Origin of the sequence: Parafrigoribacterium mesophilum, assembly GCF_039652555.1 — a bacterium.
GTDB lineage: Bacteria > Actinomycetota > Actinomycetes > Actinomycetales > Microbacteriaceae > Parafrigoribacterium > Parafrigoribacterium mesophilum.
In genome coordinates this window covers 1,110,901-1,135,983 of record NZ_JBDJAF010000001.1, presented here as the reverse complement: position 1 = coordinate 1,135,983, position 25,083 = coordinate 1,110,901, and the positions used below count along the sequence as shown (strand labels likewise).

General features: G+C 65.9%; 28 protein-coding genes, 1 tRNA gene and 1 pseudogene. 19 read left to right on the top strand and 11 right to left on the bottom strand.

The window, feature by feature from the left end:
* Positions 1 to 12: 12 nt before the first annotated feature.
* Positions 13 to 372, bottom strand: coding sequence for an FmdB family zinc ribbon protein (locus ABFX56_RS05390; protein ID WP_346232237.1), 360 nt, complete (start codon positions 370 to 372; stop codon positions 13 to 15).
* 24 nt (positions 373 to 396) lie between these two features.
* A complete protein-coding gene (locus tag ABFX56_RS05385) occupies positions 397 to 972 on the bottom strand; it encodes a 5-formyltetrahydrofolate cyclo-ligase (RefSeq protein ID WP_346232236.1) in 576 nt (191 codons plus the stop codon).
* A 41-nt stretch (positions 973 to 1,013) separates the two neighbouring features.
* On the opposite strand from ABFX56_RS05385, the gene ABFX56_RS05380 reads away from it, so the two are divergent.
* From ABFX56_RS05380 to ABFX56_RS05365, 4 genes are all read left to right on the top strand, one after another.
* Positions 1,014 to 1,907, top strand: a complete 894-nt coding sequence (locus tag ABFX56_RS05380) for a UTP--glucose-1-phosphate uridylyltransferase (RefSeq protein ID WP_346232235.1) — start codon at positions 1,014 to 1,016, stop codon at positions 1,905 to 1,907.
* A gap of 3 nt (positions 1,908 to 1,910) precedes the next feature.
* On the top strand, positions 1,911 to 2,567 hold the full coding sequence (locus ABFX56_RS05375; protein WP_346232234.1) for a GNAT family N-acetyltransferase: 657 nt from the start codon (positions 1,911 to 1,913) through the stop codon (positions 2,565 to 2,567).
* Between the two features lie 38 nt (positions 2,568 to 2,605).
* Positions 2,606 to 3,559: a hypothetical protein gene (locus tag ABFX56_RS05370; RefSeq protein WP_346232233.1), complete on the top strand. Its 954-nt coding sequence runs from the start codon at positions 2,606 to 2,608 to the stop codon at positions 3,557 to 3,559.
* A gap of 101 nt (positions 3,560 to 3,660) precedes the next feature.
* Positions 3,661 to 3,733, top strand: a tRNA-Ala gene (locus tag ABFX56_RS05365).
* Between the two features lie 38 nt (positions 3,734 to 3,771).
* Here the strand turns inward: ABFX56_RS05365 and ABFX56_RS05360 are convergent.
* A pseudogene (locus ABFX56_RS05360) lies at positions 3,772 to 4,160 on the bottom strand (VOC family protein).
* Positions 4,161 to 4,430: 270 nt separating this feature from the next.
* On the opposite strand from ABFX56_RS05360, the gene ABFX56_RS05355 reads away from it, so the two are divergent.
* Both ABFX56_RS05355 and ABFX56_RS05350 read left to right on the top strand, forming a co-directional pair.
* Entirely contained in the window at positions 4,431 to 4,946 is a 516-nt protein-coding gene (locus ABFX56_RS05355; RefSeq protein WP_346232232.1) for a YbaK/EbsC family protein, read from the top strand.
* A gap of 66 nt (positions 4,947 to 5,012) precedes the next feature.
* The gene (locus tag ABFX56_RS05350) at positions 5,013 to 5,465 is read left to right on the top strand and encodes a MarR family winged helix-turn-helix transcriptional regulator (protein ID WP_346232231.1); all 453 of its coding nucleotides are present in this window, start codon (positions 5,013 to 5,015) and stop codon (positions 5,463 to 5,465) included.
* Between the two features lie 43 nt (positions 5,466 to 5,508).
* Here ABFX56_RS05350 and ABFX56_RS05345 read toward each other — a convergent pair whose 3' ends face one another.
* Together ABFX56_RS05345 and ABFX56_RS05340 are read right to left on the bottom strand one after the other, a co-directional pair.
* Positions 5,509 to 5,952, bottom strand: coding sequence for a hypothetical protein (locus ABFX56_RS05345; protein WP_346232230.1), 444 nt, complete (start codon positions 5,950 to 5,952; stop codon positions 5,509 to 5,511).
* A gap of 20 nt (positions 5,953 to 5,972) precedes the next feature.
* Positions 5,973 to 6,296, bottom strand: coding sequence for a hypothetical protein (locus ABFX56_RS05340; RefSeq protein WP_346232229.1), 324 nt, complete (start codon positions 6,294 to 6,296; stop codon positions 5,973 to 5,975).
* Between the two features lie 136 nt (positions 6,297 to 6,432).
* Between ABFX56_RS05340 and ABFX56_RS05335 the strand changes: the two genes are divergently transcribed.
* The 4 genes from ABFX56_RS05335 to ABFX56_RS05320 all read left to right on the top strand — a co-directional run bounded on the left by ABFX56_RS05335 (position 6,433) and on the right by ABFX56_RS05320 (position 9,435).
* On the top strand, positions 6,433 to 7,542 hold the full coding sequence (locus ABFX56_RS05335) for an alkene reductase (RefSeq protein WP_346232228.1): 1,110 nt from the start codon (positions 6,433 to 6,435) through the stop codon (positions 7,540 to 7,542).
* Positions 7,542 to 7,979, top strand: coding sequence for a nitroreductase/quinone reductase family protein (locus tag ABFX56_RS05330; RefSeq protein WP_346232227.1), 438 nt, complete (start codon positions 7,542 to 7,544; stop codon positions 7,977 to 7,979). Before ABFX56_RS05335 ends, ABFX56_RS05330 begins: the two co-directional genes overlap by 1 nt.
* A gap of 133 nt (positions 7,980 to 8,112) precedes the next feature.
* Positions 8,113 to 8,847 carry a hypothetical protein gene (locus tag ABFX56_RS05325; protein ID WP_346232226.1) on the top strand — a complete coding sequence of 245 codons (735 nt, stop codon included), beginning with the start codon at positions 8,113 to 8,115 and terminating at the stop codon, positions 8,845 to 8,847.
* A 111-nt stretch (positions 8,848 to 8,958) separates the two neighbouring features.
* Positions 8,959 to 9,435 (top strand): VOC family protein, encoded by a 477-nt coding sequence (locus tag ABFX56_RS05320; protein WP_346232225.1) that lies wholly within the window; start codon positions 8,959 to 8,961, stop codon positions 9,433 to 9,435.
* A 127-nt stretch (positions 9,436 to 9,562) separates the two neighbouring features.
* Here the strand turns inward: ABFX56_RS05320 and ABFX56_RS05315 are convergent, their stop codons facing one another.
* The gene (locus ABFX56_RS05315; protein ID WP_346232224.1) at positions 9,563 to 10,597 is read right to left on the bottom strand and encodes an LLM class flavin-dependent oxidoreductase; all 1,035 of its coding nucleotides are present in this window, start codon (positions 10,595 to 10,597) and stop codon (positions 9,563 to 9,565) included.
* 104 nt (positions 10,598 to 10,701) lie between these two features.
* Here ABFX56_RS05315 and ABFX56_RS05310 point away from each other — a divergent pair, with 104 nt between their 5' ends.
* The 3 genes from ABFX56_RS05310 to ABFX56_RS05300 are packed head-to-tail and all read left to right on the top strand — an operon-like array spanning position 10,702 to position 13,043.
* Positions 10,702 to 12,072 (top strand): FAD-binding oxidoreductase, encoded by a 1,371-nt coding sequence (locus tag ABFX56_RS05310; protein WP_346232223.1) that lies wholly within the window; start codon positions 10,702 to 10,704, stop codon positions 12,070 to 12,072.
* A 39-nt stretch (positions 12,073 to 12,111) separates the two neighbouring features.
* Positions 12,112 to 12,654: a flavin reductase family protein gene (locus ABFX56_RS05305; protein ID WP_346232222.1), complete on the top strand. Its 543-nt coding sequence runs from the start codon at positions 12,112 to 12,114 to the stop codon at positions 12,652 to 12,654.
* Between the two features lie 35 nt (positions 12,655 to 12,689).
* Entirely contained in the window at positions 12,690 to 13,043 is a 354-nt protein-coding gene (locus tag ABFX56_RS05300) for a hypothetical protein (RefSeq protein WP_346232221.1), read from the top strand.
* Positions 13,044 to 13,050: 7 nt separating this feature from the next.
* On the opposite strand, the gene ABFX56_RS05295 is transcribed toward ABFX56_RS05300, so the two are convergent.
* Entirely contained in the window at positions 13,051 to 13,524 is a 474-nt protein-coding gene (locus ABFX56_RS05295) for a nuclear transport factor 2 family protein (RefSeq protein WP_346232220.1), read from the bottom strand.
* Between the two features lie 70 nt (positions 13,525 to 13,594).
* Between ABFX56_RS05295 and ABFX56_RS05290 the strand changes: the two genes are divergently transcribed.
* Positions 13,595 to 13,978: a hypothetical protein gene (locus ABFX56_RS05290; protein ID WP_346232219.1), complete on the top strand. Its 384-nt coding sequence runs from the start codon at positions 13,595 to 13,597 to the stop codon at positions 13,976 to 13,978.
* Positions 13,979 to 14,173: 195 nt separating this feature from the next.
* On the opposite strand, the gene ABFX56_RS05285 is transcribed toward ABFX56_RS05290, so the two are convergent.
* The gene (locus ABFX56_RS05285) at positions 14,174 to 15,451 is read right to left on the bottom strand and encodes a D-arabinono-1,4-lactone oxidase (protein ID WP_346232218.1); all 1,278 of its coding nucleotides are present in this window, start codon (positions 15,449 to 15,451) and stop codon (positions 14,174 to 14,176) included.
* Between the two features lie 26 nt (positions 15,452 to 15,477).
* Complete coding sequence (locus ABFX56_RS05280) at positions 15,478 to 16,422, bottom strand: DUF4349 domain-containing protein (protein WP_346232217.1); 945 nt, start codon at positions 16,420 to 16,422, stop codon at positions 15,478 to 15,480.
* A gap of 109 nt (positions 16,423 to 16,531) precedes the next feature.
* On the opposite strand from ABFX56_RS05280, the gene ABFX56_RS05275 reads away from it, so the two are divergent.
* Positions 16,532 to 17,329: an alpha/beta fold hydrolase gene (locus ABFX56_RS05275; RefSeq protein ID WP_346232216.1), complete on the top strand. Its 798-nt coding sequence runs from the start codon at positions 16,532 to 16,534 to the stop codon at positions 17,327 to 17,329.
* A gap of 9 nt (positions 17,330 to 17,338) precedes the next feature.
* A complete protein-coding gene (locus ABFX56_RS05270; RefSeq protein WP_346232215.1) occupies positions 17,339 to 18,337 on the top strand; it encodes an aldo/keto reductase in 999 nt (332 codons plus the stop codon).
* Positions 18,338 to 18,345: 8 nt separating this feature from the next.
* Here the strand turns inward: ABFX56_RS05270 and ABFX56_RS05265 are convergent, their stop codons facing one another.
* The gene (locus tag ABFX56_RS05265) at positions 18,346 to 19,167 is read right to left on the bottom strand and encodes an aldo/keto reductase (protein ID WP_346232214.1); all 822 of its coding nucleotides are present in this window, start codon (positions 19,165 to 19,167) and stop codon (positions 18,346 to 18,348) included.
* A gap of 41 nt (positions 19,168 to 19,208) precedes the next feature.
* Positions 19,209 to 20,414, bottom strand: a complete 1,206-nt coding sequence (locus ABFX56_RS05260) for an MFS transporter (RefSeq protein WP_346232213.1) — start codon at positions 20,412 to 20,414, stop codon at positions 19,209 to 19,211.
* A 193-nt stretch (positions 20,415 to 20,607) separates the two neighbouring features.
* On the opposite strand from ABFX56_RS05260, the gene ABFX56_RS05255 reads away from it, so the two are divergent.
* The 3 genes from ABFX56_RS05255 (at position 20,608) to ABFX56_RS05245 (ending at position 25,081) form a co-directional block, all read left to right on the top strand.
* A complete protein-coding gene (locus ABFX56_RS05255; RefSeq protein WP_346232212.1) occupies positions 20,608 to 23,100 on the top strand; it encodes a ribonucleoside-diphosphate reductase subunit alpha in 2,493 nt (830 codons plus the stop codon).
* Between the two features lie 108 nt (positions 23,101 to 23,208).
* Positions 23,209 to 24,207 (top strand): ribonucleotide-diphosphate reductase subunit beta, encoded by a 999-nt coding sequence (locus tag ABFX56_RS05250; RefSeq protein WP_346232211.1) that lies wholly within the window; start codon positions 23,209 to 23,211, stop codon positions 24,205 to 24,207.
* Positions 24,208 to 24,217: 10 nt separating this feature from the next.
* Positions 24,218 to 25,081, top strand: coding sequence for a sulfurtransferase (locus ABFX56_RS05245; protein WP_428834401.1), 864 nt, complete (start codon positions 24,218 to 24,220; stop codon positions 25,079 to 25,081).
* The last annotated feature ends 2 nt before the right edge of the window (positions 25,082 to 25,083 follow it).

Sequence of the window (25,083 nt, the reverse complement as noted above, 5' to 3'; positions counted from 1 at the left end):
TTGCGCGCTCCTTTATTTCGTGATGGTTCCCGACTTGCCTGTGCTGGATGAGCTGGTGGACGACGAGGAGCTGGAGGGTGCGGATGCCGTGGCCGGCGTTTTCGCGGAGTCGGACCTGGCCGAGTCGGATTTGGCCGGCTCTGGCTTGGACGCGTCAAGCTTGGCGTGGTGCTTGGTGCCGTGTTTACTGTCGGTGGACCGCGAATCGGTGCGGTAGAAGCCGGGCCCGTTGAAGGTCACTCCGACCACACCGAAGACTTTGCGAAGCTTTCCGCCGCAGACCGGGCACACCGTCAGCGAACTGTCGGTGAAGGCCTGCTGGATGTCGAATGCGTTGTCGCACTCGGAACAGCGATATGAATAAGTGGGCATACAATCCTTCGTGCTTATATAAAGCTACAGATTGACAATACCGCCCGGTGTTACCACACCGTTAACCCGCCGGTCGTGCAACTCGCTGGGCAAACTGTCGACGAACTCGCTATCGAAGACGACCGCATACACCGGCGGGCACTTCTCCATCGACCCCAGCGTGCGGTCGAAATAACCCCGACCCCACCCCAGGCGCATTCCGGTGCGGTCAATGGATGCCGCTGGCACGATGATGAGATCCACGTCGTTGATCGCGATCGGGCCGAGCAATTCGCCGACCGGCTCCGGCATCCCATTGATGCCCTTGGTTTCGCTGCCGCTGAGCACCGCCCAATCCAGCAGGCCGTCGTCCCGGGAGATGGGCAGCAACAATCGGATCTTCTGTTCTTCCGCCCAGTCGATGAAGGGACGGATGTTCGGCTCGTCGCTCGCAGGCAAGTAGGCGGCCACGGATCGGGCACCGGAACGTTGCACCAATTCGATGAGATTTTCCGACAGACGCTTCGTTGCCGACTCGCGCTCGGAGGAGGTCAAGTTGCGTCTGCGTCCGCGTAGCTCGGCGCGCAGTGCCCGCTTCTGGTGGCCTACATCGCCGGTCATATCCTCCAGTTTAGGCCGAAAGTGCCGGTAACCTTGGCGGCATGACGTTCCAGATCACTAAAGCGGTTATCCCCGCTGCCGGACTCGGCACTCGATTCCTTCCTGCGACCAAGGCGATGCCGAAGGAGATGCTGCCCGTCGTTGACAAGCCTGCGATCCAATACGTCGTGGAGGAAGCCGTCGCTGCCGGGCTGACCGACGTGCTGATGATCACGGGGCGCAATAAAGGTGCGCTTGAGAACCACTTCGACAAGGTGGGTGAGTTGGAGGCTGCACTTCTCAAGAAGGGCGACACCGACCGCCTCAGCAAAGTGAATTATTCGACGGATCTCGCCGAAGTGCACTATCTGCGCCAGGGCGATCCGCTCGGATTGGGCCATGCCATCTTGCGCGCGAAAATGCACGTGGGCAACCAGCCGTTCGCCGTGCTTCTCGGCGACGACCTGATCGACAGCCGGGACGTCCTACTCTCGAGGATGATCGAGGAGCAAGCTCGTCGTAACGCCAGCATCGTTGCACTCCTGGAGGTCGATCCGGCACTCGTGCATCTCTATGGCGTCGCTACCGTGGAGGCCACGGACACCGATGATGTGGTGCGTGTCACTGGGCTGGTCGAAAAGCCCACCACGGGCTCCACTTCATCCAACCTCGCCATCATCGGGCGTTACGTGCTGCGCCCCGAGGTGTTCGACATCCTGCACCACACCGAACCCGGCATGGGCGGCGAGATTCAGCTGACGGATGCACTGCAGGAGATGGCACGTACCCCCGAGCAGACCGGTGGCGTGTTCGGCGTGGTGTTCCGCGGGCGTCGCTACGATACCGGCGATCGCCTCGATTACATCAAGGCGATCGTCCAGCTCGCCGTCGAGCGCGAGGATCTCGGACCTGACTTGCGTCCGTGGCTCAAGAGCTTCGTCACCACCCTGGAGTAGACCATGGCGACGACGATTCCGACCCTGCGGGAAGGGTTGGTGACCATCCGGCCGATCCGGCTACGCGATTCCAGGCAGTTGGAACGGGCATTGCTGGACAACCGCGGCTGGCTGCGTAAATGGGAGGCGACCAACCCGAACGGGCCGGTGAGCTTCGACGTGCGGGCGAGCATCCGCAGTCTGCAGACGAACGCGCGGGCCGGGGCAGGGCTGCCGTTCCTGGTGGAGTACGACGGGGAGCTTGCCGGGCAACTCAACGTGTCGTCGATCGCGTACGGGTCGCTGTCGTCCGCAGCGATCGGCTACTGGGTGGCGGAGCGGTTCGCGGGAAAGTCGATCACCCCCACGGCGGTCGCGTTGGCCGCGGACTACTGCTTCTTTCAGGTGGGGCTGCACCGGATGGAGATCTGCATTCGGCCGGAGAACGCCGCCAGCCTGCGGGTGGTGGAAAAGCTGGGCTTCCGGTACGAGGGATTGCGCCGTCGATACATCCACATCAATGGGGACTGGCGCGACCACTTCTGTTTCGCCTTGGTCTCTGACGAGTTGCCGGTCGGCGTATTGCGCCGCTGGATGGATAGGAAGGTGCCGGCCGGCGCCGGAGTGGTGCCGCCCGAAGCGATCGCCGCCGCCGCGACGCCCGGAACACACCCGGTGTAATCGGCCGGTTTTCGCCTGCACTCTCGTACCGTTAGACCATGAACGTCAACCCGCTCGGCTCCAGCGCCGTCTTGGTGCTCGCCGCCGTGCTGTGGTTCGTCTATCTCATCCCGACCTGGCTGCGCCGCCGCGAGTATTTGGCCACCGAGCGCAACGCCGTGCGGCTGCAGCAGACGCTGCGGATCATGGCGGAAACCGCGCAGATGCCGCAGGAAGTGCACGCGGAGTCCACGGCCCGCGCCGTGGCAGCCCAACAGCGGATCTTGAGGAAGGAGCAGCAGGTGGAAAACGTCATCACCAAGGCGCAGGAACAGCTGGCCGCACGGGCCGCGGCACACCGACTCGCCCAAGCCCGGCCGCTGATCACGGCGGCGGCTCGCACGTCACCGGATGCTGCCCGCCGGCTGCGTCGTTCTCGCGCAGCGACGTCGCTGGTGTTGTTGGGGGCACTGGTGGCCGCGGTCTCCGGGATCGGGCCCGCTCTGTCCGGCAGTGCCGGTCTGCTCGTCACCGGGGTCGTTGTGGCCCTCGCATCGCTCGCGTTGCTGGATCAGATGGCCCGGGTCGCGCGTTCTCGCCGTGAGTTGGCCAGGTCCCTGGCTGTGACGCCGGTCGTCCACGCTCGGGAGAGCCACATCGAGAAACCTCGGCAGGAGGCCCCCGCGCACACCGGCTGGACTCCGGTACCGCTACCCAAGCCGCTGTACCTCTCCGCTCCGGCCTCGGCCCACCCGGCCGGCGCGCTTTCGGTGGAGGCCCCCGAGGGTGGTCTCGAAGGGCGTGAACGCGAACTCCTCGAACTGCGTGAGGCCACCGCGAAGGCTGAGCAGGCGCTTCGTGAGGCACAGATCGCCGCGAACGTCACCCCGATCATCCGCGCAGACATCGACGAGCCCGCGCCCAGCCGCTTCGCTCGGATGGGTATGGTCGACGAGCTGGATGCGAGTGTGACGGACCTCGACGCGGTGCTCCGCCGTCGTCGCGCGGTCTAACGCTCCGCACGTCCCCTGGCACATCGCGCTGGTGGCCCTGTCGAGGTGGACCGACGTGGCACTCCGAGCCACTGCGAGGTGATAACCTACCTAGGCAGTCTGGGGCTATGGCGCAGTTGGTAGCGCGCTTCGTTCGCATCGAAGAGGTCAGGGGTTCGAATCCCCTTAGCTCCACCCTTTAATTCCCCCGTTGCGGCCGTCGGGTCGTTGGGTCACTCGTTGAGGCTGGCGATTTGAATCAGGTTGCCGACCGTGTCGTCCAGCACCGCCGTCGTCGCCGGTCCGGCCGCGACGGGCGGCTGCGTGAATTGCACGCCGAGCCCGAGCAGGCGCTCATACTCGGCCTGCACATCGTCCACCCCGAACGAGGTGAACGGGATGCCGTCGGCCACGAGGGCGTCACGGAACGGCCCGACTGCCGGATGCTCGGCCGGTTCCAACAGCAATTGAGTGCCATCCGGTGCTTCGGGAGATACCAGGGTGAGCCAGCGATGCTTTCCGGAGGAACGTCGTCAGACACCGAGAGACCCAGTTTCTCGGTGTAAAAGTCGAGTGCTCGGTCCTGGTCGTCAACGAACACGCTGCAGAGGGTGATCTTCATGATGGGTTCTCCTGTGTGGGCCGGACGGGCCAGCGGGCCGGTATCTGCGCGAGCGGACGGGTATCGATGGTGTGGATTTTGTAGCGGCCTCGGCGCTCGCTGTGCACGAGCCCGGCGGACTCCAACACTTCGAGGTGCCCTATCTGTTCCCGTTGCGGTCGAATGTTGCTGTTGCGCGGGGCACAGTTGGCCGGAACGGGCACTCGACGAGGAGGGGCCGCGCGCGGATGATGCCACCTCGGCCTGCGCTCGAGTCGGTAGCCTGAAGGAATGGCACCCGGAGGCATCCTGAACGGCACGGCGCTGCACCCGACGGTCGCGGCGGCGCTCGACAAGTACGGGATCGACTACGAGGTGCTCGCCTGCGATGCGGAGCTTGCCGACACGGCCGCATTCTGCGAACACTATGGCGTGTCGCTGGAGCAGGCCGCCAACACGATCCTGGTGGCCTCGCGCAAGGTGGAACCGCCGAAGTATGCGGTGTGCGTCGTGCTCGGAACGACGCGGCTGGATGTCAACAGGACGGTCCGCGAGAAGCTGGGGGTGAAGCGGCTGTCCTTCGCCGACGCCGAGACGACGATCCGGCTCACGGGCATGCTGATCGGCGGCGTCACGGCCATTGGCACGCAGGGACTGCCCATCTATGTCGACAGTGCCGTCATGCAGCAAAGCGAAGTGATTATGGGCGGCGGCAACCGCACCAGCAAGCTGCGCCTTAATCCCGCGGAACTGGCCAAGTTGCCCGGGGTCGAGGTCGTCGAAGGACTGGCCAAAGCCCGAGAATAGGCACCCCTGAAAACCACGCCCCATAGTTCCTTGCTCGGACAACCTCGTCTGGCCTACGCTGAGTCGGTGAGTAATCCGATGAGCCTGAACGCCGGTCCGCTCAGCCAGGCCATCTTCCGGGCGGCCCGCCTTCACAAGGCGATGGCGGGACGGCTGCTGCGCGAGGCCCACCTGCGTCCCGGGCAGGAGTTGGTGCTGATGACGCTGTGGCAAAGCGGCCCGCAGCGACTCGTCGACCTGGTGCAGACTCTCGACTCGGATGCCCCCACCATGACTCGCAGCATCTCCCGCTTGGAAAAGGCGGGCCTGGTCAGCCGTCGCCCTTCGCCGGATGACCGACGGGCGACGATCGTGGAGGCGACGGACGCCAGCCTGTCGCTTCGCACGAAGGTCGAGCGGGCCTGGGTGGAACTCGAGCGGCTCACCGTTGCCGGGTTGCCCGCCGCTCGTCAGGCCGAAATTCTGGACGCGCTCGCCGACTTGGAGGCCAATCTCGCCCGCGCTGGCGAGGGTGATTAGCTCTGGGGTATCGGCTGGGTCTGGGCAAGGGGGTCATCAATACCTATCGCAAGCCGACCAGGCGGGTCTCCGCGGGCGCCGTCGATGGGTAGCGGGCCATGACGTCGGCCACGAACAGCCCGCGCTGCGGCAGCCACATATCCGCCAGGTGCTCCTGGCGCGGAAGTCTCCGCGGCCGACCGGCGTCCCGGCCGAACACGGTGGCGCTGCTGTCGGCGACGGACCACACTCGCAGCGGACGAATCCGAAACGTCTGCCCGTTGGGCACCCGCCCGGCTAGGCGCATCCGGCCGCTTCTAAGCAGCGGGTTCATCATGGCGCCCATCACAGCCAGGAACGAATCGTTCTGCCACAGCGTTGTCGGGACCAGGCGGGCGAAGAATCCGGCCAGCAAGGTCGACGGCGTGCCGCGGATCTCGATTTGCCAGTCGAGAGTCCCTGGCACGCGCACCCGTGCGGTGGATGGCCCGAGCCAGGCCAGGTCCACCAGTCCCGTGACCGAGTGAGCTATTGCCGCCCAAAATAGCGCAGGCAGCTGACCTCGGGCGGTGCGTCGGCGAAAATTGTCCAGTCACCGTCCGGCTCGCGCATCCAGACTGCCCGATAGCCCGGACCGATGGAACTGGCCGGAAAATGCCGGAAGGCGAGATAGTGGCCGGACGCGAACGGCACGCCCATCACCGCGTAGCCGAAGAAGTTCTCGGCTGGATCAGACGGGTCAAGGGCAGCCGAGGCGGCGGCCACCGCGGCATCCTGCGGCTGAGGCGTGACCATGATGCTCATCTCCTTGATTGGCAGCAACTGCTGCCGAGGTACCGAGGGTAGGGACATGAGCGTGACCCTGACATGGGGCAAGTGCCTCATCACGCGTTCCGAAATAAGTTGTCCGAACAAGGAATGAGTTGACAAATCTAGTTGTTCGAACAAGTACAGAGGGCGACCGCCCCTCAAGAACAGGAGCACACCTATGACCGAGCAGACGACTATCGAGGCGACAAGGACGGCGTTCGACCCGATCACCATCGGGCGCTTACAACTGCGCAATCGGATCGTCATGGCCCCGATGACCCGCAGTCGGGCCTTCGACACCCGTGCCACCGAGGAGATGGCCACCTACTACGCCCAGCGGACCGGCGCCGGCCTGATCATCACGGAGGGCACCCAGCCCAGTGCGATCGGGCAGGGCTACCCGGCAACGCCAGGCTTGCACTCGCAGGAGCAGGTCGGTTCCTGGCGGACGGTGACCAACGCGGTGCACGAGGCGGGCGGCACGATCGTGGCACAACTGATGCACACCGGTCGGATCGGCCACCCCAGCACAACGGAAGCGGTCGGCAACGGTTCGCTGACCCCGGTTGGTCCATCACCGGTGCGGGCCGGTGGGCGGATCTTCACGCCCACCGGCCCGCAGGACTATGTCGTCCCCGCTGAACTCAGCGAAGACGGCATCTGGGCGACCGTCGCGGACTTCGCGGCGGCGGCCCGAAACGCGGTGGCCGCCGGCTTCGACGGCGTCGAGGTGCACGGCGCGAACGGGTATCTCCTGCATCAGTTCCTGACCACCAACGCCAACCTGCGCACCGACCGGTGGGGCGGAAGCCGGCAGAATCGCATCCGGCTCACCGTCGAGGTTGCGAAGGCGGTGGCGGATGCGATCGGCGGCGACCGCACCGGGTTGCGGATCTCTCCGAACAACGGACTGGGGGATACCGTCGAGGCCGACTACGCGGAGCTCTACCCGCTACTCGTCGCCGAACTTGACTCGCTCGGTCTGGCCTACCTGCACCTGGTCGAGTCGGGTGACCCGGGGCTCACGCCCGCAATCCGTCAGGCCTGGAGTGGGGCGCTCATCCTCAACGCCGCAACCCCCAACCCGTTGGATCACCCGGGCCGCCTGCAACTCGTCGCCGACGGCGCGGCAGACCTCGTGTCGTTCGCGCGCCTGTTCATCGCCAATCCCGACCTGGTCGCCCGGCTCGCCGCGCACGCGGACCTCGCCCTCCCTGACCTGAGCAAGGCCTACGGCGGCGACCACCACGGTTACACCGACTATCCGACCCTCGCCGGCATCCAATGATGACGCCGTTCAATGAGCGCGTGATCGCCGAGTTCCGCGCCAGTGGTGGACGGGTCGGTGACTGGGGCACGAACCTTGTGCTCATCCACCACCGCGGTTCCCGCACCGGCGTCGAGCGGGTGAACCCGGCGATGTCGCTGCGAGACGGCGACGCCTGGCTGGTCGTCGGCTCCGCGATGGGTGCGCCGCGGGATCCGGCTTGGGCGGTCAACTTGCGCGCACACCCGGATGTTGTGATCGAAGCGGTGGTAGACGGGGAGATTGGCCGCATCCCGGTTCACGCGAACGAACTCGTCGGCGAGGAGCGGGAGGTCGCCTTCGCGCGTTTCGTTCGGGTCGCACCGGCGTTCGGCGCGTACCAGGCCAAGGCCCTGCGGCTGCTGCCGGTGATCCGCTTCGCACGCGGCGCGCTCGCGAGCGTCACACCTCTGACGTGAGCACCACGCGCTTCATCCCGGGCGAGCTCTGGTGCGATGTCACACGGCAAGCATAGAGTCGCAATCAAATCCACTTCGGTCAGCGTCCCCCGACGCTGGCTGCCCTCGAGTGGCGAAGAAAGGATGATATTTCGTGTTGAAGAAGACATGTGGCATCGGTGCCGTATTGGCCGTCGGGCTGGCGCTCACTCTTGCAGGCCCGGCTCAAGCTGCGACAACGGATGCGGCGGGTGCGCCCGCTGAGGCGACCATTTACGTTCCGAGCGACTTCGTAGCGGGCCTCTCCGACACCCGCGCTACCGGCCATTACGAGGTTGCCGGCACCGGGCTCCATATTTGGACAGAGGGAGCTACCGGTACGGACAAGGTCGCCGAGTACGTGGCGACCGACATTCCCCTGGCCGACGTTGGAGAGCCGAGCCTCGACTACACGGCCACCGACGGTGCCACTCCTCCCGGCTTCCAACTCGTCGTCGATTTCGACGGTGATGGAGTTGCGGATGGCATCCTCGTCGGCGAGACGGTGTATGGCAATGATTGGTGGTTGAGTAATGGTGCAGCGAAGTTCGCGAAGGACGCTGCGCCGTCGCATGAGACTGGCTCCGGCAGCAGCAATCACGGCACCCTCGATCAGTGGCGCGCCGTGTTCCCGGAGGCTGAGGTCCAGGCCTTCGGCTTCTCCTTGGGCTCCGGTGTGCTCGGTGATGGCGTACTGAACGCGATCAACTTCGCGGGAACGCACTACACCTTTGCCCACATTCTCGATGGCAAGAACGAGTGCAAGGCTGGCGGCTGGGCCACGAGCACGCTCCCGGTGTTCCGCAACCAGGGAGATTGCGTGAGCTACTTCGCCACCAAGAAGGACTGAGAATCGTGGGAGGGCGGCGCATCCGCTGTCCTCCCACCTCTGTCTGCGTACGGCCGCGCTGATTACACTGAGTCGCAAATCCGTTCACGGGGTTTCCCGAAGGAGTAGCCGATGCAAACGATCAGCCCGTTCCTCTGGTTCGACAACCAAGCCGAGGAAGCGGCGAACTTCTACGTCTCGATCTTCAAGAACTCGGAAGTCGTCAGCGTCTCGCACTACACCGAGGGGTCACCGTTCCCAGCCGGCACCGTGATGGGCGTGAGCTTCGTGCTGGACGGAGTCGAGTTCCAGGCGCTCAACGGCGGGCCGCAGTTCCGCTTCACCGAAGCGATTTCGTTCTTCGTCAAGGCCGAAACGCAGGACGAGATCGACGACCTGTGGGAGAAGCTCACCGACGGCGGTGAGCCGGGGCCGTGCGGCTGGCTCAAGGACAAGTACGGGCTGTCCTGGCAAATCGTGCCGCCGCTGCTGGGGGAACTGCTCGCGGACCCGGATGCTGACAAAGCCGGCGCAGTGATGCGGGCGATGATGGAAATGGGCAAGATCGACATCGAGGGGTTGCGCGGCGCATACAACGCGGTCGCGTAGCGCGGCTCCACCCTGGTGCTCCCGTTTGTCACGAGCGCGCCTGTTCGACCGGGCGCCGTCGTGACAAACGGGAGCGTGCGGACCGGTGGGATCTCGACGAGCTCGACCATTGGGAGACCGTCGCGCACTACGGCAGGTTCGGGGTCCATCCGATAGCGGGGGCGATGTGCTGGGCCACTGTCTCCAGCAGGTGCGCGTTGTAGTCCACCCCAAGCTGGTTCGGCACCGTCAGCAGGATCGTGTCGGCCGACTGCACCGCCGCATCCTGCACCAGTTCCGCCACGATCTCGTCGGGCTCACCCACGTAACTCTTGCCGAACCGCGCCAGCCCACCGTCCAGGTACCCCACTTGATCCGAGCGATCCCCGGCGGCCCGACCGCCGAAGTAGCGGCGGTCCAGGTCGTTGGTGATGGGCATGATGCTGCGACTTACCGACACACGCGGCTCCCGCTCCCAGCCCGCCGCGGCCCACGCCGCCCGGTACTGGTCGATCTGCTCGGCCTGCAGCTGGTCGAACGGCACCCCGGTGTCCTCGGTCAATAGGGTCGAGCTCATCAGGTTCATGCCCTGCTCGGCGGCCCACACCGCGGTCTTGCGGGTGCCCGAGCCCCACCAGATCCGCTCCGAAAGACCGGGCGATTGTGGCTGAATCATCAGTGCGCCGGATGCTCCGCCCGTCATCTGCGGATTCGCCCGCGCCAGGCCGGCCCCGGCGATCGCGGCGCGGAACAGTTCGGTGTGCGTGCGGGCCATGTCGGCATCCGACATCTCATCGGCCGGAACGTGACCGAACGACTCGTAGCCGTGCAACGCTGGTTCGGGTGAGCCACGGCTGACGCCCAACTGCAGTCGTCCGCCGCTGATCAAATCGGCCGCGGCGGCATCCTCCGCCATGTACAGCGGATTCTCGTACCGCATGTCGATGACCGCGGTACCCATTTCAATGCGGCTCGTGCGCGCGCCGATCGCCGCTAGCAGCGGAAACGGTGACGCGAGTTGCGGTGCGAAATGGTGCACGCGCACGTAAGCGCCGTCCACCCCGAGTTCCTCCGCGGCGACGGCCAGTTCGATCGTCTGGAGGAGGGCATCCGCCGCACTGCGGGTCTGCGACCCGGGGATCGGCTGCCAATGGCCGAAGGAGAGGAATCCGATTCGTTTCACTCTGGCTTCAGCGCCGGATGCCGCGTCGATATTCCCTCGTAATACCACCGTGCCGACGACTGCCCCTTTCGGTGTGTCGGGTGTGGTGTCTACGCTATGGGTCCATGACTGCTACCCGCGACCTCGTCACTCAACTTCTCGAACGGTTCGGCGACAAGCTCCTCACAGCCGACCATCCCGACTATGACGCCGTGCGTACCGGATTCTACGGCGGTGTCGACCGGCGTCCGGCGGCCATCGTGCGGGCCGCGACGGTGGTCGATGTCGCGACGACCATCGCGCTCGTCCGCGACGCCGGCGCGCGGCTCGCCGTGCGCGGCGGCGGGCACAGCCTGGCTCACCACAGCGCGAGCGACGGTGGTATCGTGCTCGACCTGTCGGCCATGAAGGCGGTAGACATCGACGCCCGGCATCGCACAGCCTGGGCCGAGGCGGGACTCACCGCCGCAGAGCTCTTGGCCGCAGTGAGCGAACAGGGCCTGGTCGTCGGCTTCGGCGACAGCGGCTCGGTCGGAATTGCCGGAATCACCCTGGGCGGCGGCATCGGATACCTCAGCCGGTTGCACGGCCTCACCATCGACAATGTGCTCGCCGCGGATGTCGTCACGGCCGACGGCGAACTCCTGCGCGCGGACGTCGACTCGAACCCCGACCTGTATTGGGCCATCCGCGGCGGGGGCGGCAACTTCGGCGTGGTCACCCGCCTCCAGTACCGCCTGCATCAACTGCCCTCGGTGCTCGGTGGGATCCTCATCCTCCCGGCCACCCCGGCTGTCATCGCCGCCGTCATGGCGCACGCCCAGGCCGCGCCCGACGAGCTGTCGCTGATCGTCAACGTCATGGTCGCCCCGCCGATGCCGTTCCTGCCACCGGAGGTGCACGGCAAGCTCATCGTGATGGCCATCGTCTGTTATGCCGGAGACAGCGCGGCTGGCGAGCGCGCCATCGCTCCCCTGCGTGCTATCGCCCCGCCGCTGGTCGACATGGTGCACCCGAGCACCTACCCGGAGCTGTTCCCGCCGGAGCCGGAGGCCATGCATCCGGTCGCCGCCACCTGCACCATGTTCCTCGACCACGTCGACGAGGACGCGGCCGCCGTCATCATCGATCAACTCACCGCCTCGGACGCCGCGATGGCCGCCGTCAACCTCCGCGCGCTCGGCGGCGCCATCGGCCGGGTCGCGACCGATGAAACGGCGTTCGCCCACCGGGACCGCCGGATCTTGGCCAACGTGGCGGCCCTCACGTTCGGCCCGGATGGTGCCAGCGCGCACCAAGCGTGGGCGTCCGAGCTCGCCGATGCGCTGCGCGACGGCGACAACGCCGCCTACGTGAACTTCGTCGGCGAGGCGGATGCGGCGCGGGTGCACGACGTGTATCCGCCGGCCACCTGGGACCGGCTGGCCGCGATCAAACAGCGTTACGATCCGACCAACTTCTTCCGCGGCAACCACAACATCGTGCCGGCGCTGTAGTCGTCCCCACCCGGCGGAATCCTGCGGGAAGATGGCAGCATGGACGCCGAGAGCAACGGACTGAACCCGCACCGAGTGGATGCCGGACAGCTCGACGACACCGATCGCGCACTGTACCAGTGGCTCAACGGCCGTACCGCCAAGGGGGTCGGCATCATCTCCTGCGTGCACCGCGGGCACGACTACGCGGCGACGGTAACCGACTTTCTCTCCGTGTCCTACGACCCGCCGACCATGCTGGTGAGTCTGTACTCGCTCTCTCGCATTGCCGAGGCAGTCGACGCATCCGGCATCTGGACGCTCAGCCTGCTCACCGGAGCGCAGAGACCGATCGCGGATGCGTTGAGCGAAGCGGGTGCGCCGCTGGTCGCGCTGCTCGACAACGTGCCGCATTTTCGGCGGGAAGCCGGTAGCCCGGCCATCATCGCCGACGCGCTGGCGTGGTTCGAACTGCGCACCGTCGCCGCGCATCCGGTAGCCACGCACACCCTCGTAGTAGGTGAGGTGAGTTGGATGGGGCGCTTTGCTGGAGCCCCGCCCGACCCGCTCGTCCGGTACGAATCCGAGTACCGCGCTCGCTGACCGACCCGCCCGAGGCACGGAGTAGCGTGGATGCCATGGAAGATTTGGGCACACGGCGCAGGGCCCTCGAGACGGCGATTGCGGTCATCCGTGAGACGTGCGAGCCGGTGAACCCGCCCAAGATCGCCCGCGATTACGTCAACTACTTCTGCGCCCGCAACCCCGGCAACGCCGAGATGGTGAAGAAGCACGAGCCGCGCCGCCGGCGCTTCTACGACGCGGTGGATGCCTACGTGTCGGCGTACGCGGCCATCTCCTCCGAAATGGGCGCCGCTGCGTATCTGCCTCAGGTGGCCGCCAGCATCGAGAAGGAAGTGCACTTCTTCGAGAACGTGCGGCGCGACATCGCCGTCGCCAGCGGTGAGGCGGCAGAGCCAGCGCTGCCGTAGCGCCGGTCTACAGGCCTAGGTCCCGCAGTTCGGGATGGTCCGCCGGGCGGGGTCCGCTGAGATCCCAGTGGTACTTGCGCTCGGACTCGGTGATCGGCACGTCGTTGATGCTCGCGTGCCTGGTCGCCATCCGTCCATCCGGATTGAACTCCCAGTACTCGTTGCCGAACGAGCGGAACCACTGCCCGGTCTCGTCGTGCGATTCGTAGGCGAACCGGACTGCGATGCGGTTGCCGTCGAACGCCCACATCTCCTTGATCAGGCGGTATTCCAGCTCGCGGTCCCATTTGCCGCGCAGGAACTCGATGATCTCTTCGCGGCCCTGCACGAACTGCTCGCGGTTGCGCCACCAACTGTCCTCGGCGTATCCGCCGGCAACTCGCTCCGGGTCCCGCGTGTTCCAGGCGTTTTCCGCAAGTCGCACCTTCTCAGTGGCGCTTTCCCTGGTGAACGGTGGCAACGGCGGGCGCGAATCGGTCATGGTGGCATCCAATCTCTGGTTCTCCCCGGTCTACACCCTCTGCCGTACGCCAGTCGAGGATAATCGAAGAGTGGAAACGAACAACGCGCCATCGGACGACGAGACTCCCGGCGACGCGCTGAGTCGGCTGGAAGTGGAGATCCAGGCGCTCGCATCCACTGAAATCGCCCGCATCGGCAGTACCCCGGACCAGATCTTCGAGCGGGCCGCCGCCCTGCGCGACAATGCCATGGGCATCATCTATGACGGCGACGGTTCCACCGACACCGAGCGCGTCGGACGCCTGCTGGCCCTCATTCCCGCGCTGCTCACCGTTGTCGACGAGGCGCGGGACACCATTGCCAGGCTGCGCGATATCGCCGACGAACCGGATGCGCCGAAGGCGATCAGCCCGTACGACGCGGCGGGGAGGCAGCGGCCGACACGGCCGACCTGGGGTCAAGACCCGGCATGATCGAGGCAACCGCCTTCGGAACAGCTTGCCAGCCCCCCAGAAACCGGGCAGCTTAAACCCGTCTCACGGAGTTTCTGTCTCTGGTAGCCCTACTTGCCTGGAGTGTGACCGGTCAGACACAGTTTCTCCTTGAAACGGTTCTCGTTGAAACGGGGGCTGGGGCGGCCGCGCCAGTCCACGGTGTTTGCCACACGGTCAGTTGGCCAGGCTGGTCGGTCGACGCGCCTCGGCGAACACGGTGCGATCCAGGTAGTCGTTGCGGAACTTGTGTTCCGGGTCGAGCGTTTCGGCCAGTTGCCGGAACGCCGGCAGTTGCGGGTACAGCGCCTCGAACCGATCGGGGTCGGTGATGAACACCTTGCCCCAGTGCGGCCGGCCGCCCAGTGGTGCCAACGCCGCATCGATGTCGGGCAGCAGGGCGGCGAGTGCCTCGGCATGCTTCTTCCAGGTGAAATGGAACCCGACGCTGTGCTGGTGGTACGCGGTGCTCAGCCACAGTTCGTCCGCTGCCACGGTGCGCAGCTCGGCGATGAACAGGTGCGGGGCGATGTGCGGGCCGAGGGCGCGCAGCGCGTCGATCGCCGCCAGGGCGTTGTCGCGCGGCAACAGGTATTCGGTTTGCACCTCGTCGCCGTGGCTGGGTGTGAAGTCCAGCTTGAAATGTGCAAGCCGGTTCCACCATGGCCCGGGCGCTCCCACCTGTTCTGTGGTGCTGACCGGGGAGACTCCGGGCAGCGGATGCCGCGCCTCGCGGGCGTAGTCGCCGCCGAAGAAAACGGGCGGGAACGTCGCATCCGCATCGGTGCGGCTCTTCAGCCAGACCTGGCTGACTCCTTCGGTACCCCAGGAGGTGAACAGGCTCACACTGTATGCGGCACTGGTGATGGCATCGAAGTTGTCGGTGACATCGGCCCAGGACAGGGTGTCGTAAACGTCTTGGCGCACCTGAAAGCTCGGCTGGATGTCCAGGGTGACCCTGGTGACGATCCCCAGAGCGCCCAGGGCGACGACCATGCCGGCAAAGTTGTCCGAGCCCCGGGTGACGCGCAGTACCTCGCCGGTCCCGGTGACCAATTCCAGGCCCGCCACCGCCGAGGCGAGGTTGCCGTTGCCCACGCCGGAGCCGTGGGTGGCGGTGGCGACCGCCCCGGCGACGGAGATGTGCGGCAGCGAGGCGAGGTTGTGGATGGCGAAACCCTCGCCGTGCAGCTGCTCGATGAAGTCGCCGTAGCGGATGCCGCCGCTCACGGTGACGGTGTTCCGTGCCCGGTCGATGTCGAGTTCTGCGGGCAACGCGGCCAGGTTGAGCTGGTCGCCGGGGGAGTCGGCGATGTCGTTGAACGAGTGCCTGCTGCCGACCGCCTTGATGCGGTGCGCGGCTGCGACGAGATCTTGAACCTCCTCGAGCGTGTGCGGCACGTGCACCTGCCGCGCTCGGTACTGGTAGTTGCCGGCCCAGTTAGAAGAGTTCATGCACCCATCTTCGCGGCTGCGGCCGGTCAGCCGGTTGCGGCCTTGCCGGCCCTGCGCCGGATGCGCAGTATCGTCAGCGTCCCGGCCGCGATCAGCGTCGCCAACACGATCCAGGGCACCAGCACCCCGAGTACGACGACCACGCCGGCGAAGAATGCCACGAAGGAGTTCCACCCGGCAGCCAGCCCGCTCAAAAAGGTGTCCGGAGTCTTCACCGGCGCATCCGCTACGGAGTGCAGGTCCAGGGTGATCGTGGCCAATTGCACCTGGGAGTCGAGAACCCGCTTTTGGGCTTCGAGACCTTCGAGGTTGGCCTGACGCTCGGACAGGGCCGACTCGATGGCGATGAGATCGGCGGTGCTGTCGGCCTTCGCCATCAGTGCCACCAGCCGATCGACGGAGGTACGCAGCGCGATCACCCGGGCGTCGAGATCCTGGGACTGGGCGGTCACATCCTGAGAGGTGAGCGAGCTGTCCTGCACGGTGCCCAGTTTCTTCAGCTTCGCCAGCGTGCTGCTGAGGATCGTCGACGGGATGCGCAGCGTCAGCTGGGCGCTGTCGGTCTGTGATGACTGGGTTGCCCCCGAGGTCGCGGAATCCGGCCCATGGTCCACCGGCTGCGGGCGGGGGTTCTCGGTGCGCGCATCCACCCGGCCACCGGCCTGCTCAACGATGCCTGTGGCGTCGTCGGCCGCTTGCCCGGGGCTCGGCACGGTGAGTGAGAGGTGGCCGGTGGTGATCACGTCCCGTTCGCCACCCACCGCCACCGTAGCGCCGGCCGAGTCTCGCGCCACAGGGGCGCCCGCCGCAGCCGGCGCCTGCTCGGTGAGCGCCCCGCCCGGCATCGTTGAATCGGTCGTCTTTGAGTCCGGCTGCCCGCTGGTTGAGGCGCCCGACAGGCCGCCCGCGGTGCAGCCGACCAGCGACAGGGCCGACAACGCCAGGACCGAAGTGATCAGAAGTCGTCTCATGCCTTGAGGCTAACGAGCCTGAACCGGTGCCACCACCCAACGTTTCGCACGATTCGCGCGTCGGTGATGCCACGCTGCGCTGGTCGGCACGGAGTGTGATAATTCGGGGATGGGGAGTTCCTGGGGCTCGCGAGGCGTGTTCCGCAGGGCGCAGCCCGACACCCTGCATATTGCCAGCGACGCCGGTGAGGGGCCGTTGATCATTCTGGTGCACGGTGTCGCCTCCTCCTCGGCGGTGTTCGATCGGCTCATCCCGCTGCTGACGGCCAAGTACCGGGTAATCGCCATCGACCTGCTCGGCTTCGGTGGTTCCCCGGTGCCGGAGGATGCGACCTACACGGTGGAGGAGCACGTCGCCTGGCTGCGGGCCACCATCACCTCCCTGCGGCCGAAGGCGCCGTTCATCCTGGTCGGCCACTCCCTGGGTGCGCTGCTGGCCAGCCGTTACGCCGCCCAGTATCCCGGAAAGGTGTCCCGACTCGTGTTGGTCAGTCCGCCGATCTATCTGGCGCCGAACGAGATCGGCGACCCGCGGATGCGCGCCCTCGCCGGGGCTTACCTCAAGGCGTACGAGTACCTGCGCGAGAACAAGGCCTTCACCCTCCGCAACGCGGCGGTGATCGCCAAGCTGATGCCGATCAAGGATGCGTTCGAGATCACCGAGATCAATTGGCGTGCCTTCGTGCTGTCGATGGAAAATTGCATCGAGTCGCAGACCACCATCAGCGACATCGCCGCGGTGCGGGTCGGCGTGGACATCGTCTACGGCGTGCTGGACCCGTTCCTGGTCCCTGCTGGCCTGCGCATCGTGGAGCAAATGAGGCACGTCACGGTGCGTCGCGTGGGCGCGAACGACCACGTCATCCGCAACCGTCTGGCCAAAGCGGTGGCGAAAGTGATCGGGTAGCGTCAAGACATGGAAACGCGAACTCTCGGCCGCACCGGCAAGACGGTCTCGATCATCGGTTTGGGCACCTGGCAGCTCGGTGCCGATTGGGGCGAGGTCTCCCCGGATGCCGCGCGGGCGGTGCTCGATGCCGCCGTGGAGTCTGGCATCACCTTCTTCGACACCGCGGATGTCTACGGCGACGGCCGGAGTGAGTCGTTCATCGGCGAGTACCTCGCCGGCAGACCAGAGCTCGCCATCACCGTGGCCACGAAAATGGGCCGCCGGATCGAACAGCACCCGGAGGGCTTCACCTGGGAGAACTTCCGCGACTGGACGGACCGATCCCGGCGCAACCTGCGCACCGACACCCTCGACCTCGTGCAGCTGCACTGTCCGCCCGAGGAGGTCTACTCCAGCCAGAGGGTGTTCGACGCACTGGACAGCCTGGTCGAAGACGGTGCCATCGCCCACTACGGAGTCAGCGTCGAGACCTGCGACCAGGCCCTCGCGGCGATCGCCCGTCCCGGTGTGGCAACGGTGCAGATCATCCTCAACGCGTTCCGGCTGAAGCCGCTGGACGCGGTTCTGCCCGCCGCACGCGCGGCCGGTGTCGGCATCGTCGCCCGCGTGCCACTGGCCTCCGGGCTGCTGACCGGGAAGTACACCGAGAGCACCGTGTTCGCCCCGAACGACCACCGCAACTTCAATCGGGATGGCTCCGCCTTCGACGTCGGGGAGACCTTCTCCGGTGTCGATTACGAGCGCGGGGTCGCCGCGGCCCGCGAGTTCGCCGCGCTCGTGGCAGAACAGCCCAGCACCGCACAGCTCTCACCCACCCAGGCCGCTCTGGCCTGGATCGCCCAGCTGGACGGCGTCAGCACGGTGATCCCTGGTGCCCGCACGCCGCAACAGGCCCGCGCGAACGCGGTGGCGGGATCGGCTCCCCGGCTCGGTGCCGGGTTCAACCGCGCGGTGACGGATCTTTACGACCGCTATTTCCGCGCCGCCGTGCACCAGCGCTGGTAACAGCCAGGCTAGCCGTTGTCGTTCGGGTCCATCCCGGTGCGCTGACCCGACTCGAGACCGGCGATGGCGGCGAGATCGTCGGCATCCAGCTCGAAGTCGAACACGTCGATGTTCTCCCGGATCCGTGCCGGCGTCACCGACTTCGGGATCACCACGTTGCCGAGCTGCAGGTGCCACCGGATGACCACCTGAGCCGGTGATTTGCCGTGCTTTGTCGCAACGCGTGCAAGCACCGGGTCCTCCAGCAGCCGGCCGCGCGCCAGCGGAGACCAGGCCTCGGTGAGCATCCCGTGTGCGGTGCCATACTCACGCACGGCGTGCTGCGGCAACCAGGGGTGCAGTTCCACCTGATTGAGCACGGGCACCACCGAGGAGGCGGCGAGCAACCGGTCCAGGTGCTGCGTGTGAAAGTTCGAGACTCCGATGGAGGTGGCTCGGCCGTCCTCCCGCAGTTTCTCCAGCGCCCGCCAGGTGTCGAGGTAGCGGTCCTGGGTCGGCGCCGGCCAGTGGATCAGGTAAAGGTCCACTCGGTCCAGGCCGAGCTTGCGCAGGCTGGTGTCGAACGCGCGCAGGGTCTGGTCGTAGCCGTGGTCGTCGTTCCACACCTTCGTGGTGACGAAGATGTCGTCTCTGGCCAGTCCGCAGGTGCGCACCGCGATACCGACGCCGCGTTCGTTGCCGTACAGGGCGGCCGTATCGATGTGCCGGTAGCCGGACTCGAGCGCTGTCAGCACGACATCCGTGGCGAGGGAGTTCTTGACCTTGTACACGCCAAGGCCGAGCTGGGGAATGCTGTGCCCGTCGTTGAACTGTAGTGAGGGAACGATCATGCACCCCAGGATAGGAGCATCCTGCGGGCCGTGCGCGCCGCTCAGCGCACCGTGCTGATCGGAGCCGTGTCCGGGATCGGGCTGATGTCCTTGCCCCGAAGATCCGGATACCAGCGGATGAACAGGGTTGGCACCAGAACGCTCAACAGCGCGAAGATCACGGCGACCCAGTACCCTCCCGGAGCGGAGAAGCTGTCGATCATGAACCCGGCCACCGCCGAACCGAGGGCCGCGCCGATCAACTGCCCCGTGCCGACCCAGCCGTAGGCCTCAGCTGTCTCGCTGAACTTCACGCTCGCCGACACGATGGTGTACATCACCGCGAAGGCCGGCGCGATGCCGAGACCGGCGAGGAACAGCGTCGCGCCGATCCACCAGAAATTGAGCGACACCGCCGCCAGCGACATGCCGACGAACACGATGAGCAACCGTTTCGCCATCGCCCACGGCCCGATCGGCACGTGGCCGAGCGCCAGCCCACCGGTGAGCGAACCGATGGCGAACAGCGACAGGATGACGCCGGACTCTGGGCCGTCGTCGCCGAAGGTGGCGACGACGCCGGCCTCGATGGCGGCGCAAGCGCCCACCAGCAGGAATCCAACCACGGTCGCGAGCAGCACCGTCGGCCGCACGAGCACCGTGCCGAGCGAGCGTTTGCTGCGCGGGATCCGGACGCGGCCCACCTCGGGCGACGACATGAACCACACGCCCCCGCCCACCAGAAAGCCGACGGCCAGCAGAATCGCCAACATGGTGCTGATCTGGATCGCGACGAACGTGGTGATCACGGGACCGACCACCCAGATGATCTCCTGCGCGGACGCATCCAGCGAATACAGCGGCGTCAGCTGGGTGGAGTTCACCATCTTCGGGTAGATGGTGCGCACCGCCGGCTGCACCGGCGGTGTACTGAGCCCGGCGAGAAAGCCGATGGCCATGATCATCGGCACGGGCACCGGCATCAACGCGATCGCCACAAGTCCGGCCCCGCACACCACCGTGGTCAGGCTGAGCACCCGGCGCATCCCCCACACGCCCATCCACCGGCTGGTGAGGGGGCCGGCGATCGCCTGGCCGATGCTGGTCGCGGCCAGCACTAATCCCGCGGCGGCATAGGAGTGGTGAGTGCGTTCGACGTGCAGCAGGAGCGCCAACGACAGCATCCCGAACGGAAACCGAGCCAGAAGCTGAGCCGCCATGATGCGCGCTACGCCGCGCGTCTTCAGCAGGCTCAGGTAGCTATCCACAAGGGGTCAATTCTAGTGGTGGCATGAGCCGAAAATCCGTCAACAGGCTGTGCAAAACTCGGACAACTTATGCACATCTGTGGATGACACGCCCACTACATATTGGGTTCGCAAAATGTCGGATACCCGCTATATAGTGATTGCACTGCCCGGAGGGCACGGTCTTGTGAAGTCGATCTGGGGAGCAAAGACAATGGCGATAACGGTAGTCAAGCGCGACGGACAGCGGGAGCCGTACGACGCGAACAAGATCAACATCGCCATCGAGCGTGCGAGCGCCGGCCTGAACGAGAACATCACCTGGGTGACCCAGATCGCCAGCGAACTGGAGCTAACCCTCTTCGACGGCATCACCACCCAGCAGCTCGACGAAGCGGTCATTCAGGTGGCGCTGCAGAACGTCAAGGACGACCCGGCGTTCGACACGGTCGCCGCGCGCCTGCTGCTCAAGACGATCTATAAGCACGTGCTCGGCGACTACGAGACCGCCGAAGAACTCAAGGCACTGCACGCCGGCCACTTCGTTGGCTACGTGCAGCGCGGTGTCGAAGAGAAGCTGTTGGACTCCCGGCTGCAGGAGCTGTTCGACCTGGATGCGCTCGCCGCGGTGCTCGAGCCGGCCAAGGATGAACTGCTCAAGTACATCGGCGTGGTCACGCTCAACAACCGCTACGGCATCAAAGGCCGCAACGGCGACCCGCTGGAGGTGCCACAGTTCTTCTGGATGCGCATCGCGATGGGTCTGTCGCTCAACGAGGCCGACCCGACGAGCCAGGCGATCAAGTTCTACGAGAAGATGAGCAGCCTGGAGTACCTGGCCGCCGGCTCCACCCTTGTCAACGCCGGCACGGTGTATCCGCAGCTGGCGAACTGCTTCGTCATGGAGATGCAGGATGACATCGAGCACATCGCGAAGACCACCCGCGATGTGATGTGGCTCACCAAGGGCACCGGCGGCATCGGGCTGTCGGTCACCAAACTCCGTGCCCAGGGATCGCCGATTCGCAGCAACAACACCACCTCCACAGGGCCGATCCCGTTCATGCACACGATCGACTCGATCCTGCGCGCGGTCAGCCGCGGCGGCAAGAAGTTCGGCGCGCTGTGCTTCTACATGGAGAACTGGCACCTGGACTTCCCCGAGTTCCTCGACCTGCGCCAGAACTCCGGCGACCCCTACCGCCGCACCCGCACCGCGAACACCGCCGTGTGGATCAGCGACGAGTTCATGAAGCGGGTGCAGAACGACGACGACTGGTACCTGTTCGACCCGCTTGAGGTCTCCGAGCTCAACGAACTGTACGGCAAGGCGTTCTCCGAGCGGTACGCGCACTACGTCGCGGAAGCCGAGGCCGGCCATCTGCGCATGTTCAAGAAGATGAAGGCGCGCGAGCAGTTCAAGGCGATCCTGATCTCGCTGCAGACCTCCTCGCATCCCTGGCTCACCTGGAAGGACACGATCAACAACCGCGCCCTCAACAACAACACGGGCACCATCCACCTGTCGAACCTGTGCACCGAGATCGCGCTGCCGCAGGATGTCGACAACGTCGCGGTGTGCAACCTCGCTTCGATCAACCTGTCGCGGCACCTGACCTACCACCCTTCGGCAGGCTCAGGGCAAGCGGCGGGCGAAGAGCGGCCGACGATCGACTTCGCCAAGATCGAGGAGAGCGCTCGACTCGCGGTGCGGCAGCTCGACAACCTGATCGACATCACCCGCTCCTCCGTGCCCGAGGCGGACTTCTCCAACCACCAGAACCGCGCGGTCGGGCTCGGCGTGATGGGCTTCACCGATGTCGTGGAGAAGCTCGGCTTCAGCTACGAGAGCGAGGAGTCGTACGACCTCGTCGACGAGATCATGGAGCACGTCTCCTATGCGGCCATCGACGAGTCGGCCAACCTGGCCGCCGAGCGGGGCGCTTACGCGAACTTCGAGGGCTCCCGCTGGTCGCAGGGCCTCGTCCCGATTGACAGCATCGCGCTCACCGAAGAGGACCGCGGCGTGCCGATCAAGGTGAACCGCACGACCCGGCTGGATTGGGACGCGCTGCGTGCCAAGGTGAAGGGCGGAATGCGCAACGCCACGCTGATGGCCATCGCACCCACCGCATCCATCGGCCTGGTCGCGGGCACCACGCCCGGCTTCGACCCGCAGTTCACGCAGATCTTCAGCCGGTCCACCTCCTCCGGCAAGTTCCTCGAGGTGAACCGCAACCTGGTGCGCGACCTGCGGAAGCTGGGGCTGTGGACCACGGTGCGCGAGTCGATCCTGCGCAGCCAGGGTGACATCCAGCCCATCGCCGCGATCCCCGATGACCTCAAGGCCGTCTACAAGACCAGCTTCCAGCTGTCGCCGTACGCGTTCCTGGAGATCGCCGCCCGGGCGCAGAAGTGGATCGACCAGGCCATCAGCCGCAACATGTACCTGGAGACCCGGGACCTCGGCGAAATGATGGACATCTACTACGCCGCCTGGGAACGGGGCGTGAAGACCACCTACTACCTGCATTCCAAGCCGCGCCACCAGGCCGAGCAGACCACAGTGCGGGTGAACAAGTCCGAAGATCGCGACGCGCGCAAGATCAAGGTCGCCTCCGTGGCCGACTCGACAACACCGGCTCCCGCCGCCGCGCCAACACGCCGCGGATTCGGCTTCTCCGGACTCACCCCGAAAGGCAACTGATGAACGACGACTACTTCGTCCCGGAAGACCCGATGGACGAGTTGCAGTGCGACAGTTGCCAGTAGGCCGCTGAACAACGATCCGAATCAGAAAGAAGACGAACTAACCATGGCAATCCTCGGAACCGGTGTGCATGAAGGCCTTCTCCTCAAGCCGGTGAAGTACCAGTGGGCAATGGACCTCTACGATCAGGCGGTCTCCAACACCTGGTTCCCCAATGAGATCCAGCTCGACCAGGACATTGCCGACTTCAAGAAGATGACGGACGAGGAACGTCACGCGATCACGTTCCTGATGAGTTACTTCAACCCGAATGAGCTCCTGGTGAACAAGGCGCTCGCGTTCGGCGTCTACCCGTATGTCAACGCCGCAGAGTGCCACCTCTACCTCGCGAAGCAGATGTGGGAGGAAGCCAACCACTGCATGAGCTTCGAGTACGTGCTGGAGACCTTCCCGATCGACCGGAAGGCCGCGTACAGCTCGCACGTCGAGGTGCCGTCCATGGCGCGCAAGGAAGAGTTTCAGTTCAAGTTCATCCGCCGGATGACGGAGGAGACCCTCGACATCTCCACCACCGAGGGCAAGCGCGACTTCGTGCGCAACCTCATCGCGTACAACATCATCCTCGAGGGCATCTGGTTCTACTCCGGATTCATGGTCGCCCTGAGCTTCCGGCAGCGGAACCTGTTGCGCAACTTCGGCTCCCTGATGGACTGGGTCATCCGCGACGAGTCGCTGCACCTGAAGTTCGGCATCAACCTGATTCTCACCGTGCTGGAGGAGAACCCCGACCTGCAGACGCCGGAGTTCGCCGCGGAGATCAAGCAAATGATCCTGGATGCCGTCACGATGGAAGAGGAATACAACCGCGACCTGCTGCCCGGCGGCATTCTCGGACTCAACGCCGGCTACATCAACCAATACGTGAAGTACCTCGCCGACCGGCGGCTGGAAGAACTGGGCTTCGAGGCCGAGTACAAGGTGTCCAACCCGGCAAAGTGGATGGCCACCGCGAACGACACGTACGAGTTGGTCAACTTCTTCGAGTCGACCAACACCTCCTACGAGGCGAACGCGAAGGCGGCCGTTGCGGCTAAGCCAGAGTAGGCCGGATCCGGTGGTCCAGCCTCCGGTGGTCGGGCCCCCGCGCCCGCGCCACCTGATCACCCCGCACGAACTCGCCGCACTACAGCACGAGCGCGACGACGTCCGCATCCTGGATGTGCGTTGGAGCCTGGGCGGACCGGCCGGCGGGCCGCTTCACGCCGAAGGGCACATTCCGGGTGCCGTCTACGTGGATCTCGAGACGGAACTGGCTGGAACACCGGTGCTCACCGAGGGCCGGCATCCGCTGCCGGAGCTCGCCGCACTGCAGGCCGCGGCGCGGCGTTGGGGGATCAACCCCTCAGATACGGTGGTCGTCTACGACGACCTGGGCGGACACTCGGCGGCGCGGGCCTGGTGGCTGCTGCGGTACGCGGGAGTGGTGGATGTGCGGCTCCTGGATGGCGCGCTGGCCGCGTGGCGGGGCGCCGGCTTGCCGCTGCAGTCCGGCGCGACCTCCGTCGCCCCGGGCACGATCCACCTCGACTATGGCCACCTGCCCACGCTGTCCATGGAGGAGGCCGGCAACCTGCCCGAGCACGGCATCCTTCTGGATGCCCGCGCGGCCGAGCGTTTCCGCGGTGAGGTGGAACCGGTCGATCCGCGCGCGGGCCACATCCCCGGCGCGGTCAGCGCACCGGCGTCGGGGAACCTTGGTACCGACGGCACGTTCCGGTCGCCGGCCGAACTGGCGGCGCGCTACGAGCAGCTCGGTGTTCGGCCGGACACCCCGGTGGGCGTGTACTGCGGGTCTGGCGTCACCGCGGCGCACGATGCGCTCGCCCTGATGGTCGCCGGTTTCTGGCCGGCCTTGTATCCGGGCTCGTGGTCGCAGTGGTCCAACCATCCCGAGCGCCCTGTCGCCACCGGAGAATAAGT

What these genes read in the sequence shown, in the direction of transcription:
- ABFX56_RS05390 (WP_346232237.1), bottom strand. Translation starts at nt 372, where the DNA reads ATGCCCACTTATTCATATCGCTGTTCCGAGTGCGACAACGCATTCGAC.
- ABFX56_RS05385 (WP_346232236.1), bottom strand. Translation starts at nt 972, where the DNA reads ATGACCGGCGATGTAGGCCACCAGAAGCGGGCACTGCGCGCCGAGCTA.
- ABFX56_RS05380 (WP_346232235.1), top strand. Translation starts at nt 1,014, where the DNA reads ATGACGTTCCAGATCACTAAAGCGGTTATCCCCGCTGCCGGACTCGGC.
- ABFX56_RS05375 (WP_346232234.1), top strand. Translation starts at nt 1,911, where the DNA reads ATGGCGACGACGATTCCGACCCTGCGGGAAGGGTTGGTGACCATCCGG.
- ABFX56_RS05370 (WP_346232233.1), top strand. Translation starts at nt 2,606, where the DNA reads ATGAACGTCAACCCGCTCGGCTCCAGCGCCGTCTTGGTGCTCGCCGCC.
- ABFX56_RS05355 (WP_346232232.1), top strand. Translation starts at nt 4,431, where the DNA reads ATGGCACCCGGAGGCATCCTGAACGGCACGGCGCTGCACCCGACGGTC.
- ABFX56_RS05340 (WP_346232229.1), bottom strand. Translation starts at nt 6,296, where the DNA reads ATGTCCCTACCCTCGGTACCTCGGCAGCAGTTGCTGCCAATCAAGGAG.
- ABFX56_RS05335 (WP_346232228.1), top strand. Translation starts at nt 6,433, where the DNA reads ATGACCGAGCAGACGACTATCGAGGCGACAAGGACGGCGTTCGACCCG.
- ABFX56_RS05330 (WP_346232227.1), top strand. Translation starts at nt 7,542, where the DNA reads ATGACGCCGTTCAATGAGCGCGTGATCGCCGAGTTCCGCGCCAGTGGT.
- ABFX56_RS05320 (WP_346232225.1), top strand. Translation starts at nt 8,959, where the DNA reads ATGCAAACGATCAGCCCGTTCCTCTGGTTCGACAACCAAGCCGAGGAA.
- ABFX56_RS05310 (WP_346232223.1), top strand. Translation starts at nt 10,702, where the DNA reads ATGACTGCTACCCGCGACCTCGTCACTCAACTTCTCGAACGGTTCGGC.
- ABFX56_RS05305 (WP_346232222.1), top strand. Translation starts at nt 12,112, where the DNA reads ATGGACGCCGAGAGCAACGGACTGAACCCGCACCGAGTGGATGCCGGA.
- ABFX56_RS05300 (WP_346232221.1), top strand. Translation starts at nt 12,690, where the DNA reads ATGGAAGATTTGGGCACACGGCGCAGGGCCCTCGAGACGGCGATTGCG.
- ABFX56_RS05295 (WP_346232220.1), bottom strand. Translation starts at nt 13,524, where the DNA reads ATGACCGATTCGCGCCCGCCGTTGCCACCGTTCACCAGGGAAAGCGCC.
- ABFX56_RS05285 (WP_346232218.1), bottom strand. Translation starts at nt 15,451, where the DNA reads ATGAACTCTTCTAACTGGGCCGGCAACTACCAGTACCGAGCGCGGCAG.
- ABFX56_RS05280 (WP_346232217.1), bottom strand. Translation starts at nt 16,422, where the DNA reads ATGAGACGACTTCTGATCACTTCGGTCCTGGCGTTGTCGGCCCTGTCG.
- ABFX56_RS05275 (WP_346232216.1), top strand. Translation starts at nt 16,532, where the DNA reads ATGGGGAGTTCCTGGGGCTCGCGAGGCGTGTTCCGCAGGGCGCAGCCC.
- ABFX56_RS05270 (WP_346232215.1), top strand. Translation starts at nt 17,339, where the DNA reads ATGGAAACGCGAACTCTCGGCCGCACCGGCAAGACGGTCTCGATCATC.
- ABFX56_RS05265 (WP_346232214.1), bottom strand. Translation starts at nt 19,167, where the DNA reads ATGATCGTTCCCTCACTACAGTTCAACGACGGGCACAGCATTCCCCAG.
- ABFX56_RS05255 (WP_346232212.1), top strand. Translation starts at nt 20,608, where the DNA reads ATGGCGATAACGGTAGTCAAGCGCGACGGACAGCGGGAGCCGTACGAC.
- ABFX56_RS05250 (WP_346232211.1), top strand. Translation starts at nt 23,209, where the DNA reads ATGGCAATCCTCGGAACCGGTGTGCATGAAGGCCTTCTCCTCAAGCCG.